The organism is Ensifer sp. LC384 (assembly GCF_001695865.1).
Lineage (GTDB): Bacteria > Pseudomonadota > Alphaproteobacteria > Rhizobiales > Rhizobiaceae > Ensifer.
In genome coordinates, this window is the sequence record NZ_MBST01000010.1 from 40,007 (window position 1) to 51,832 (window position 11,826).

Consider the following 11,826-nt stretch of genomic DNA (forward strand, 5'->3'; position numbering starts at 1 on the left):
CTCTCGCATGATGAAGCTCATTCTGCCCACCGCATTGCTGGCCTGCGTGGCCGGCCACCCCGCTTTCGCCGCCGGCGACCTCTTTATCTACACCTGGGGCGAATACACGCCGCCGGAGATGGTGGCCAAGTTCGAGAAGGCCCACGACGTCAAGGTTCACATCGACACCTATGATTCGATGGAGACCATGCTGGCGAAGCTGAAATCAGGCGCCGGTGGCTATGACGTCATCGTGCCCGGGCACGACACGATGACGATCCTGGTGCGCGAGGGTCTGCTGGAACCGATCAATGCTTCGCAGATGGAGAACTTCAGGCATGTCGACGAGACGTGGCGGGACGTGTTCTGGGATCCGGGCCGCGTCTACTCGGCGCCCTGGGCCTGGGGCTCCACCGGCTTCGTCATCGACAGCGCGCTCGTCGACGGCGCAGATCACTCGCTGAAGACGCTCTTTGAGCCCGATGACGCGACCAAGGGCAAGATCAACATGCTGCGCGACGTCAACGACGTGATCAACATGGCACTGCGCTATCTCGGCAAGCCGCGCTGCAACGAGAACCCGGGGGATTTGAAGGCGGTGCTCGACCTGTTGACGACGCAGAAGGCGTTCGTAAAGAGCTACAATTCCGAGACCAAGGAGTTGCTTGCTTCGGGCGAGGCCGTCGTCTCGATGAGCTGGAACGGCTATGCAATGCGGGCTCGCGACGAGAAGCCGACGCTGGAATATATCTATCCGAAGGAAGGCTATACCGGCTGGATGGACAATGTTGCCGTGCCGAAGGGTGCGCCGAACCTCGAAAACGCCAAGCTCTGGGTAAACTTCGTCATGGCCCCCGAAAATGCGGCGATGATCACCAACTACGCCCGCTATTCCAACGGCATCAAGGGGGCCGAGGCCTTTGTCGACAAGGCGCTTGCGGCTGCACCCGAACTCAATCCACCTGCCGATGCGCCGACACCGGAATTTCTTCCGGCCTGTTCGCCCGCGGTGACCAAGCTCTACGACCGCGTCTGGACCAAGCTCTTGCGCTGAGCCCATCGCGACAAACAGTCCTGACACGGCTCGACCGTGTCAAACCTTCCGGAGAAAGAAGATGACGATCCAGCACAACCTCGGTGCCAGCGAACGCACGCGCCTCAACAGCCGTTCCGCATGGGAAATGGACCGCGACCACGTCCTTCATCCCTATGCCGATTTCACGACCTTTGCCGCGACCGGCAGCCAGGTGATCGAAAAAGCCGAAGGCATGTTCGTCACCGACAGCACCGGGCAACGCTTCCTCGATGGCATCGCGGGATTGTGGTGCGTCAACATAGGCCATGGCCGCCGGGAGATGGCCGACGCCATCGCCCGGCAGGTACTGGATATGGAATATTACAATCCCTTCGGAGCCTCGACGAATGTTCCGGCAGCGGAACTGGCTGCCCGGCTGGCGGACCTTTCGCCTGGCAGTCTCAACCATGTCTATTACACTTGCGGCGGCTCGACGGCCAACGATGCGGCCATCCGCATCGTTCACTACTACTTCGCCATGCGAGGGCAGCCGGGCAAGCGCAAGATCATCTCGCGAAACAACGCCTATCACGGTGCGACCTATGTGGCGGCTGGCCTCACCGGCATCCACGGCACCAAATATGGTTTCTCCCAGGTCGGCGAGGATTTCATCCATCACGTTTCCGCCGCGGACTGCTATGCCAAGCCCACGGACATGACCGAAGACGCGTATCGCGACTTTCTGGTGGCGGAATTCGAGATGCGGATCGAGCAGCTCGGCCCGCAAAATGTCGCAGCCTTCATCGCCGAGCCGATCATGGGCGCAGGTGGCGTTCTGGTCGCGCCGAAGGGGTATCATCGTGCGATGCAGGCGGTCTGCCGCCGTCATGACATCCTCTACATCGCTGATGAGGTGGTCACGGCTTTTGGCCGCCTTGGCGAATGGTTCGCCTCTGATCGGATCTACGAGACCCAGCCGGACATTCTTGTTTCCGCCAAGGGCATCACCTCGGGCTACATCCCGCTCGGAGCCACGCTGATTTCCGATGAGATCCATGCCGTTATCAGCCGCCCGCAATGCGAGGGTGGCGTCTTTTCCATGGGCCTTACCTATTCCGGACATCCCGTCGCCTGCGCGGCGGCGCTCACCAACATCGCGATCATGGAACGCGAGCAGCTGCTTGCCCATGCAGCGCGGGTTGGTGCCTACCTGCAGCAGAAGGCCCGTCTCCTGTTGAAGCACGATATCGTCGGTGACGTGCGCGGCGGCGGGCTCATGCTCGGCATCGATTTCGTCGCGGACAAGGTTACGCGCCAGCCTCTTCCCGCCCATGAAAAGGCGACGGAAAAGATCTTCAAGGGCTGCGGCGAGCGCGGGGTTATCGTGCGGCCTGTCGGCAATCGCATCATCCTTTCGCCGCCCCTGATCATCACCGAAAGCCAGTGCGACGAGATCCTCGAAGCAATCTCCGGTTCCGTTGCGGACTTCATGGCTGCGCGTTGAAACGGCAGAAACGGCGAAGGACAATCGAATGAGCCAAGTGACGGTCGCAGCAACCCAGATGGCCTGCAGCTGGGATGTCGATGAAAACATTCAAAAGGCAGAGGAGCTGATCCGGCTCGCGCATGAGGATGGCGCGCACATCATACTTTTGCAGGAGCTGTTCCAGACGCCCTATTTCTGCCTGGAGCAGAACCTTGCGCATCTGGAGCTTTCAGCACCACTTGGCAAGGATCGGGCGATCAACCGCTTCCGTGCCGTGGCGAAGGAACTTTCCGTCGTGTTGCCGATCTCCTACTACGAGAAGGCCGGCCCGGTTCAATACAATTCACTGGCCATCATCGATGCCGACGGCGAGATCCTCTGGAACTACCGGAAGTCTCACATTCCGCAGGCGCCCGGCTATGAGGAAAAGTTCTACTTCAGCCCGGGTGATACCGGACTGCGGGCGATAGATACGCGCTATGCCCGCATCGGCTGCGGCATCTGCTGGGACCAATGGTTTCCCGAGACGGCTCGTCTGCTGGCGCTCGACGGTGCCGAACTGCTGTTCTTTCCGACCGCGATCGGCAGCGAACCGAACAGCCCCGACCTCGACAGCTCGGGCCATTGGCAGCGCACCATGCAGGGCCATGCGGCGGCGAACATGGTGCCGCTCATCGCATCGAACCGCGTGGGGACAGAAGTGGACGGCAGAACCACCAGCACGTTCTATGGCAGCTCCTTCATTGCCGACCATACCGGCCTGATCGTGGCCGAAGCCAACCGCGTCGACGAAACGTTTTTGCTTGCGACATTCGATCTCGACGATGTGAGACGCTACCGCCGCTCATGGGGGGTCTATCGCGATCGCCGCCCGGATCTCTACGGGCCGATCCTGACGTTGGACGGGCAGACAAGCCGCGGTTGAGTGATATCGCCAGCCGCATTCGACAGGACCAACGGCCCGAAGCCGTTTTGCAATCGACAGCAAGTACCTTAGGCAGAAAGAATGAAAATGCTGAATCAGACGCCACGACAAGCCGGTTTCCGCATGCCGGCGGAATGGGAACCGCACAAGCGGACCTGGATGATGTGGCCCGGTCGCCGCGCGGTCTGGGATGATATTGAAGCGACCCGGCGCGACTATGCTGCCGTCGCTCATGCCATTCGCGAGTTCGAGCCGGTCACGATGGCCGTGCAGCCGGCAGACGTCGCCGGTGCCCGAGCGCTGCTCGATCCGTCGATCGATATCGTCGAAACTGAGATCGACGACAGCTGGGCCCGCGATGCTGGCCCGTGCTTCCTCAAATCCGTCGACGGCCGCAGGGCAGCGACACGGTTCCGCTTCAACGCATGGGGCGGCAAGTATCATCCGCATGACGCGGATGCCCGCTTCTCCGGAGCCGTCGTGGATGCGGCCGGCGTAACCGGCTTTGTCTCCGCTCTGGTTGCCGAAGGCGGTGGCGTAAGCGTCGACGGAGAGGGCACCATCATCACCACCGAAACCTGCTTTCCCAATCGCAACCGCAATCCGGATTGGACGCGCGAGCAGATCGAGCGCGAGTTACTGGAGATGCTCGGCGGCGAAAAGGTCATCTGGCTTCCGGGCAACCCGCTCGAGGACGAGACCGATGGCCATACCGATGGTATCGCTGTCTTCGTTGCGCCCGGCGTCGTGCTGATGGAGAGCCCCGGTGAAGAAGACACGCCGTGGAACGACTATATTCGCCTCAATTATGAAGCGACGCAGGGACAGACCGACGCCAAGGGTCGGCCAATCCGGATCGTCACCATCCCCGAGGCGGTCGATGCCCCTTCGACCCATCCGAAATTCTGCCGCTCCTATGTCAATTCCTACCTCGTCAACGGCGGGGTGATCATGCCTGCCTATGGCATCGCTTCGGACACGACAGTCAGGCGGATGTTCCAGTCGCTGTTTCCCGACCGGCGGATCCGCGAGGTGCGGATTGATTCAATTGCGATCGGAGGCGGCGGCATTCATTGCATCACGCAGCAGGAGCCGCTTTGACAAAGCTGACGCGTTCGACAAGGTAGGCTTGTGATAAGGCTTTCGGGAGTGGGGATGCGGATGACGGGAATTCCTTTCGAGCATGTGCAACCCCTCTCGCAGGCTGTCGCAGCGCTTGGCGGCCCGGATTTTCCCGACGCCCTGCGCCAGCTTTGCCTAGGCGCATGCGGCTTCGACAGCCTGTTCATCTCCGTCTTTTCGACCGACCGGCCACCGGTTCAGCTTCACAGCGATCTCGATCCGGATGCCACGCGCCGCACAGTCGCTCCCTATCTCGGCTTTGCCTATCTGCTCGACCCCTTCTACGGCCTGTTCGCCAGCGAGCCGCGTGACCGCGTCGTCAGTCTCGACGAATGCGCGCCCGATGATTTCAGGGAGAGCGAATATTACCGGATCTTCTATGCCGAAACCGGATTACGGGACGAGATCGCCATCCTCGTCGGGGCGGGCGCGAACACAAGCATAGCGCTCTCTCTCGGATTGCGGCGGGAGGATCATCACGCCGATCCTTCCGGCAAGGCATCGCTTGACGCGCTGTTGCCGGTGATATCAGCCCTTTGCCGCAAGCATTGGCCCGAAGTCTGTCAGGTCGGCCCGCCCGACATTCAAGAGCCCGTATTCGACCGGCTCGCAAGCATGCCGGTCAGTAATCGGGAGGCCGAGGTCATCAGACTGATGCTCAAGGGGCATTCGACCAAAAGCATCGCCCGCCATCTCGGCAACAGTCCGGAAACCGTCAAGGTTCACCGAAAGCGCATTTACTCCAAACTCAAGATATCGTCGCAGGGCGAGCTGTTTTCGCTGCTGTTCGGCCAGTGATCTTCCCGCCACGCCGAAACGCCGGTCTACGGCGCGCCAAGGCATGGGATTCACAACAATCCTTCGCAGCCCGTCATTCTGCAGCGAACAGACTGTCCGCATCAAAGACGGGTTTGCCCTGCAGAAGGGTCGCCTTCACATACGTCTCACCGATTTCGCCCACGGGAATGTCGAAGATGTCTCGGTCGAGAACCACGAGATCGGCATATTTCCCGACCTCGAGCGTTCCGGTGCGGTCCTCCTGATTGAGGAGCCGGGCGGGATTGACGGTCATCCACTTAACGGCGGTGCGCACGTCCGGCGCGCCTTCCTTCGGGCGCTCGAGCGCCGCCTGGATCTTGACGAGCGGCGAAAGCTCATCGGCATCGAAGTCGCTGCTCATCACGACGGTGGCCCCACTCTTTTCCAGGCTCGCCGCCGGCATCATGCGATCGGCGCGCTTGCCGATGAACTGGCGGATGAAGGCGATGTAATCGGGATCGAGCGAGCTCGGCGCCAATTGGAAATCGACAACGGCCCCGGTGTCGCGAAAGCGGCCGTAGTCCGCCGGGTCGAGAAGATAGAGGTGGGTGAGCCGATGCGGACCCGGCTTCGTGTCCGCCTGATCGATCGCATCGAGGGCCAGTCGCGCGCTGCGGTCGCCCGTCACATGAAAATGCAGTTTGAAGCCGATCTGCGAAAGCGCGCGTGCATAGTCATTCAGCACCGGCGGTTCGAAATAGAGGAAGCCGGATTCGAAGCCATGATCGATGCCCGGTCCCTTCCGGTAGGGCTGCAGCACGGCACCGGTGCGCTGCTCGAGAATGCCGTCGACATAGAGTTTCGCCTGGTTGAACTTCGACAGCCGGTCCGGATCGTTGCTGTAGAGCTTTGCGAGTTTCTGGACCTGTTCGTCGAAAGGCATGTCCGGGTAGACATAGAGCGCGTTGGAAGCTCGTACCGTCAGGGTCCCGTTTCGCTCGGCTGTCTCCCATGCCTTGACATGACCTTGGGGCCAGAACCCGCCGGCATCGCTGACCGTGGTGATGCCATTCTCGGCAAAGGTCTTCAGCGTCGGCAGCATGCTTTCATAGGCAAACTCTTCGTTCTCGGGCGTATCGGGAAAAGCCAGATTGCGCAGTTTCTGCTGGGCATTCTCCAGCACGATGCCGTTGGGCCGGCCGTCTGGATTGCGCAGGATAATGCCGCCGGGCGGGTTTCCTTCAATCGTGTCATAGCCCACCGCCTCGAGGGCCTTGCTGTTTGCCCAGGCCGCGTGCCCGATGTCATCGAGGATGAGCGCCGGTCGATCGGGCACGAGCTCGTCCAGCACGGCGACCGGGTTATCCGTCTGGTCAAGCAGATGCGGCATGCCCACGCCGGAACCGAAGACCCACTCGCTTTCCGTCTCGGCTTCGCATGCCTCGATCGCCTCTCGGGTCTGCTTCAATGTGGCGAACGGTTCGAATTCGCAGAGGATCTCGTTCACGCCAGCCTCGATGAGGTGGACGTGGGTGTCCTGGAAGCCAGGCAGAACCGCCTTGCCGTCGAGATCGATCATACGCGCATTCGGGCCTGCCTTCGACATCACGTCGGCTTCCTTGCCGACGGCGACGATGACGCCCTTGGCATCGATCGCCAGGGCATCCGCCTCGACCTCGTCCGTCGCCATCGTGTGGATTGCGGCGTTGCGAATGACGGTGTTCCCGTCGGCCGCAAGGACCGGCGCCACCGCATACGTTGTCAGGAACGCGACTGCCGCGGCGCCTGCCGCTGTGCCGATTGACGTCTTCATCGTGGTCTCCTGCTCGCGTCAGTCTTGATCAAATTCTTGGCACACATAGGCCAGGGTCACTCGAGCGTCACCCATACGGATTTGCTATGGGTCGAATCCACCAGTGCGTCGAGGCATTTGTCGCGTCCGTGGCCGGAAAGCTTCCATCCGCTCCATGGCTGGCTCATGTCACCGTTCATGTAGCCGTTGATCCAGACCATGCCGCATTCCAGATCGCGCGCGGCCCGATGCGCCGCGCCTAGATTTGTCGTCCAGATCCCTGCCGCAAGTCCGTAGGGATTGTCGTTGGCGAGCGCGACAGCGTGTTCCGGCCCATCATGGGCAATGACGGCGCCGACGGGGCCGAAGACCTCGTTGCGGGCGATCGACATTCCGTTGTCGACCCCGGCAAAGAGTGTCGGCTCCACGAAGGCCGATATCTCGGAAGACTGATCGGACAGACCGCCCAGGATGCAGCGCGCTCCTTCATCCAGGGCCGTCGCGATATGTCCGATGACGCGCTGTTGATGCGTCTTGCTGACCAGCGGGCCCATCGTCGTCGCGGGATCCAGCGGATCTCCCGGGCGGTAGCGGGCAAGCGCTTCCTGGCGCAGTAATTCCGTGAACTCCTCTTCCAACGGGCGCGCGACCAGTATCCGCGTGCCCGCCGAACAAACTTCGCCCTGGTTGCCGAACAGGCCATCGGCGACCGTCGCGGCGACTTTCGCCAGGTTTTCGACATCCCCAAGGATGATCTGCGGCGATTTTCCGCCAAGTTCGGCCGAGACCGCCTTGAGGTTGGAGTCGGCGGCATAGCGGTACATCTGCCTTCCGACAGCGGTCGACCCGGTAAATGCGATCTTGGCGACGTCGTGGGACAGGGCAAGTGCCTTGCCGGCGACCGAGCCCAGGCCAGGGACCACATTGAAGACGCCGTCAGGGCCACCCGCCTCCAGAAACAGGTGTCCGAGCATCAACGCGCTCAGGCAGGCGTCTTCGGCGGGCTTGAGCACCACGCTGTTTCCCGCCGCCAGCGCCGGGGCGACCTTCCACACGGCCATCATCAAGGGATAATTCCATGGGGTGATGCAGCCGACGACGCCGAGTGGCTGGCGCAGGATGTAGTGCAGCGCGTTGCCGTTGGTCACCGGACAAGTGCCGCCGATCTTGTCGAGCCCCTCGGCCATGAACCTCATGGTCAGGATGCTGGCAGGGATGTCGATGGTGCACATTTCTGAGACGGGCTTTCCCATCTCGAGCGTGTCCAGCACGGCGAGCGTCTCGCGATGTTCGCCGATCAGCTCGGCAAATCTTGTGAGGATATCGACGCGCTGGCGCAGGGGCATTTTGGACCAGACGCCGTCCCTGAAACGCTTGGCGGCAACGTTCGCCGCCAGGTCCACATCGTCCGCGCCCCCACAGGCGATATCGGCGATGTGCTCGCCGGTTGCCGGGTTGACGGAGGCGAGCGTTGCCCCGCTCGCCGCATGGCGGAATTTGCCGTCGATCAGCAGTCGCGTTTCCGGCCTGACGGCGCGTGCGATTGCGTGCCAATTTACATGCGCCTTCATATCCATGGGCTGTCCCCTCGGTGCTCCGTTCGATCAGCCATCCTACGTGCCGTTCGATCGGGCCATCGAGTCCCCCATGCGGGGGACTGGCAGTGCTCGCGCATAAGGGCGATCTGGGAGCGAGCGAGGCAGGGAGGAAGGCGGATGCAGCACCGCATCGACGGCGAACGGCTATGGGCAAGGCTTCTGGCGATGGCGCAGATTGGTCCGATTCCCGGGGACGGCAGTTGCCGACTGACCTTGTCCGATGACGATGAGGCGGGTCGCGCCCTGCTTATCTCCTGGTGCGCGGCGCGGGGTTTCGCCTTGCGGCGCGACGCGATCGGCAATCTGTTCTTCCGTCGGCAGGGACGCGATGCCGACGCTTTACCCGTCCTTGTCGGCAGTCATCTCGACACCCAGCCGACGGGTGGGCGTTTCGACGGCGTTCTCGGCGTCCTGGCGGGGCTTGAAGTTCTCGAGACGCTTGCGGACCTCGACCTTGAGACCGAGCGGCCTGTGGACCTTTGCGTCTGGACCAATGAAGAAGGCAGCCGTTTTCAGCCAGCGATGATGGGGTCGGGCGTGGCCTGTGGCATCCTGCCTTTCGAACAGGCTCTTGCCGCGTGCGATGCAGGCGGAGTCCGTGTCGCCGACGAACTCGTTCGCCACGGCTATGAGCGGGAGCCGGTGCCGGATATCGGCTTGGCCGATTGCTATGTCGAGCTGCATATCGAACAAGGGCCTATCCTTGAAAACAGCGGTAAGACTATCGGCGTCGTGACGGGCGGGCAGGGGATCCGCTGGTATGAAATCTCGCTGCATGGTGAGGAAACCCATGCCGGACCGGTTCCGATGGCGCTGCGGAAAGATCCCGTGCCGATGCTCGCGCGACTGATCGACCTTGTCCATGATATCGGCGGCCGCGATCCGCAGGCGCGGTGCACCATTGGCCAAGTGCGAGCTGTTCCCGGATCCATCAATGTCGTGCCTGGCCGTATAGAGATGACGGTCGACCTGCGGCATCCCGACGAAATCGAGTTGGAAGCAATGCATCATGCACTGATGCGTGGCTGCAGCGACCTGTCGCGCAACTACCCCGCAATAAGGCTGGACGTTGCGCCTCGCTGGCACTCGCCCGTTGTCCGGTTCGACGCGAACCTTGCAAACCTGGTCAGGTCCTGCGCCGAACGTCTCGGCTTTGCCGCGCACGATATGGTGTCCGGGGCGGGCCACGACGCCTTTCATCTGGCACGACGGATGCCGACGGTGATGATCTTTGTTCCCTGCCGTGATGGTATAAGTCACAATCCGCAGGAATACGCCTCTCCCCAGGCCGTTGCGGCCGGGGCGGATGTGCTGCTGTCGGTGGTGCTGGACAGGGCCATGTCGCGCGGATGAACGGCCACCTCCTTGGCAATCCGTCGCTCTCTGGACACCACCGTCGGGTGCGGTGCGGCTGAATTCGCAAGCCAAGCGGCCCGAGGGCGCGCAGCGGTGCTGCGCGCCGGAATGCGCCTGGCTTCAATTTCAGGCGTGCTTGGCCGCAGCCACGAAGGCCGCGATCTTGTCGATGTCCTTGCGAAAGCCGCCTTCCGGAAGCGGGCGGTTCGTGTGCGTGAGCGAGTCGACCGCCCAAGGGCGAACCGCTTCGATCGCAGCGGCGACGTTCTCCGGCTTGAGGCCGCCCGCCAGGATCACCGGTCGTTTGCTGCGTTTAACGATGTCGCGGCTGAGCGACCAGTCATGGGTGACGCCGGCCGCACCAATGCCGCCAATGTGGGCGGCGACGGAATCCAGGATGAAGATGTCCGCGAACGGCTCGAACCTTGCGGCGTGATCGAGTGCCTCCGGGCCCGTCATCGGAATGGCCTGGAGGATCTGCAGGTCGGGATACTTTGCAAGCAGCTTGGTGCGCAACGTTTTGACATGCTCGGCGGTCACGAGTTCGATGTCGCCACACAGGTGCAGCACGTCGGGCTGCACTGCGTCCACCATCTCGACGATCGCCTCGAGATCACTCTCCACCGACAGCGCCACCCGTTGCGCCTTGCCCTTGAGGGCATCGGTGATCTCGCGCGCCGTGGCGAAGCTGATCTCTCCGGGCAGCCCCCGGTTCGAAGGTGTGACGCCGAGATAATCGACGCCGACTTCGGCCGCAGCAAGGGCTTCCGCGACTGTCTGCATGGTGTAGATTTGTGTTTTCAATGCCTTGCTCGTCTTTTGGCTAGATTGACTTCGGGAGGATCGCCTTGACCATGCGCTCCTCGGTGAGTTGAACCCGCTCGGTATTGCGTGCGGCGAAGACGGAATAGAGCGCGTCGACCAATGTCATCTGCGCGATCTGCGCGGCCATCGGCTCGCTGCCCTGCTCATGCGAGACGCTGACCAAAACGACGTCGGCGAGGCGGGCGAGCGGTGAGCTGCTGTTGCCGGTGATACAGAGCGTCGAGGCGCCACGCGACTTGGCTTCCTGCAGCACGAGAACCGGATCGCTGGTAATGCCCGAATAGGAGATGGCGACGACGAGATCGCCCGGCCCGGTCAGCGCCGCATGCATGATCTGCAGCTGGGAATCGACCGGTGCATCGCAGCGCAGACCCAGCCGGATGCAGCGTTGATAAAATGCCTGCGCGACGATGCCGGATCCGCCGACGCCTCCGACCAATATGTGCCTGGCACCGGCCATCAGATCGATTGCTTCGGCCAGGGTCTTTTCATTGAGAACGCCGAGCGTATCGGTCAGGGCCTGGCCGATGGCCCGAAACAATCGGGTGGCAGCCTGCAGGTCGCTTGTCTGCGGCTCGGTCGATATTTCGGCTTGAACGGTGCGCGGTTCCTGAGCCAGAGCCAGCTTGAGATCGGTGAACCCCTCGAAGCCGGCGGTGCGGCACATGCGCAGCACGGTCGTATCGCTGACATCCGTCGCCTGGGCGATTGCCGACATCGACTGGCGGATGGCGCTGTCGCTGTTGTCGAGCATCCAAAGCGCCACGCGCCGTTCGGAATCAGACAATTTCGGCAGCACGCTTCGAAGCCGGCTGCTGGCTGGAATGCTGCTGTTGCCTCGCAAATCATTGATCATTGACGGGGCCCTTTTCGGGTTCGCGGTGCGTCTTGGCGAGGAGGCTAGCATAGTCATGTTGTGGTGTCACTATAGACATGACTGATATGATGTGGCATCACTGCATCGACGCG

General features: G+C 62.0%; 10 protein-coding genes. 6 read left to right on the top strand and 4 right to left on the bottom strand.

Annotation, left to right across the window (positions count from 1 at the left end; all coding sequences use genetic code 11):
• Positions 1 to 7: 7 nt before the first annotated feature.
• The 5 genes from BC363_RS10700 (at position 8) to BC363_RS10720 (ending at position 5,325) form a co-directional block, all read left to right on the top strand.
• The gene (locus tag BC363_RS10700; RefSeq protein ID WP_083223421.1) at positions 8 to 1,033 is read left to right on the top strand and encodes an extracellular solute-binding protein; all 1,026 of its coding nucleotides are present in this window, start codon (positions 8 to 10) and stop codon (positions 1,031 to 1,033) included.
• A gap of 61 nt (positions 1,034 to 1,094) precedes the next feature.
• Positions 1,095 to 2,498 (top strand): aminotransferase, encoded by a 1,404-nt coding sequence (locus BC363_RS10705; RefSeq protein WP_065781726.1) that lies wholly within the window; start codon positions 1,095 to 1,097, stop codon positions 2,496 to 2,498.
• 28 nt (positions 2,499 to 2,526) lie between these two features.
• Entirely contained in the window at positions 2,527 to 3,405 is an 879-nt protein-coding gene (gene aguB / locus BC363_RS10710) for an N-carbamoylputrescine amidase (protein WP_065781725.1), read from the top strand.
• An 81-nt stretch (positions 3,406 to 3,486) separates the two neighbouring features.
• Complete coding sequence (locus BC363_RS10715; protein ID WP_202618557.1) at positions 3,487 to 4,506, top strand: agmatine deiminase family protein; 1,020 nt, start codon at positions 3,487 to 3,489, stop codon at positions 4,504 to 4,506.
• A gap of 60 nt (positions 4,507 to 4,566) precedes the next feature.
• Entirely contained in the window at positions 4,567 to 5,325 is a 759-nt protein-coding gene (locus tag BC363_RS10720; protein WP_161952450.1) for a helix-turn-helix transcriptional regulator, read from the top strand.
• Between the two features lie 73 nt (positions 5,326 to 5,398).
• Here the strand turns inward: BC363_RS10720 and BC363_RS10725 are convergent, their stop codons facing one another.
• The gene (locus tag BC363_RS10725; protein WP_065781723.1) at positions 5,399 to 7,099 is read right to left on the bottom strand and encodes an amidohydrolase; all 1,701 of its coding nucleotides are present in this window, start codon (positions 7,097 to 7,099) and stop codon (positions 5,399 to 5,401) included.
• A gap of 56 nt (positions 7,100 to 7,155) precedes the next feature.
• Positions 7,156 to 8,655 (bottom strand): aldehyde dehydrogenase family protein, encoded by a 1,500-nt coding sequence (locus BC363_RS10730; RefSeq protein WP_065781722.1) that lies wholly within the window; start codon positions 8,653 to 8,655, stop codon positions 7,156 to 7,158.
• 138 nt (positions 8,656 to 8,793) lie between these two features.
• Between BC363_RS10730 and BC363_RS10735 the strand changes: the two genes are divergently transcribed.
• Positions 8,794 to 10,029: a Zn-dependent hydrolase gene (locus tag BC363_RS10735; protein ID WP_065781721.1), complete on the top strand. Its 1,236-nt coding sequence runs from the start codon at positions 8,794 to 8,796 to the stop codon at positions 10,027 to 10,029.
• A gap of 129 nt (positions 10,030 to 10,158) precedes the next feature.
• Here BC363_RS10735 and BC363_RS10740 read toward each other — a convergent pair whose 3' ends face one another.
• Both BC363_RS10740 and BC363_RS10745 read right to left on the bottom strand, forming a co-directional pair.
• Positions 10,159 to 10,836, bottom strand: coding sequence for a phosphoribosylanthranilate isomerase (locus BC363_RS10740; protein ID WP_065781720.1), 678 nt, complete (start codon positions 10,834 to 10,836; stop codon positions 10,159 to 10,161).
• A 19-nt stretch (positions 10,837 to 10,855) separates the two neighbouring features.
• Entirely contained in the window at positions 10,856 to 11,770 is a 915-nt protein-coding gene (locus tag BC363_RS10745; protein ID WP_348272418.1) for a MurR/RpiR family transcriptional regulator, read from the bottom strand.
• Between the last annotated feature and the right edge of the window lie 56 nt (positions 11,771 to 11,826).

What these genes read in the sequence shown, in the direction of transcription:
- BC363_RS10735 (WP_065781721.1), top strand. Translation starts at nt 8,794, where the DNA reads ATGCAGCACCGCATCGACGGCGAACGGCTATGGGCAAGGCTTCTGGCG.
- BC363_RS10730 (WP_065781722.1), bottom strand. Translation starts at nt 8,655, where the DNA reads ATGGATATGAAGGCGCATGTAAATTGGCACGCAATCGCACGCGCCGTC.
- BC363_RS10745 (WP_348272418.1), bottom strand. Translation starts at nt 11,770, where the DNA reads ATGACTATGCTAGCCTCCTCGCCAAGACGCACCGCGAACCCGAAAAGG.
- BC363_RS10700 (WP_083223421.1), top strand. Translation starts at nt 8, where the DNA reads ATGATGAAGCTCATTCTGCCCACCGCATTGCTGGCCTGCGTGGCCGGC.
- aguB (WP_065781725.1), top strand. Translation starts at nt 2,527, where the DNA reads ATGAGCCAAGTGACGGTCGCAGCAACCCAGATGGCCTGCAGCTGGGAT.
- BC363_RS10705 (WP_065781726.1), top strand. Translation starts at nt 1,095, where the DNA reads ATGACGATCCAGCACAACCTCGGTGCCAGCGAACGCACGCGCCTCAAC.
- BC363_RS10725 (WP_065781723.1), bottom strand. Translation starts at nt 7,099, where the DNA reads ATGAAGACGTCAATCGGCACAGCGGCAGGCGCCGCGGCAGTCGCGTTC.
- BC363_RS10720 (WP_161952450.1), top strand. Translation starts at nt 4,567, where the DNA reads ATGACGGGAATTCCTTTCGAGCATGTGCAACCCCTCTCGCAGGCTGTC.
- BC363_RS10715 (WP_202618557.1), top strand. Translation starts at nt 3,487, where the DNA reads ATGAAAATGCTGAATCAGACGCCACGACAAGCCGGTTTCCGCATGCCG.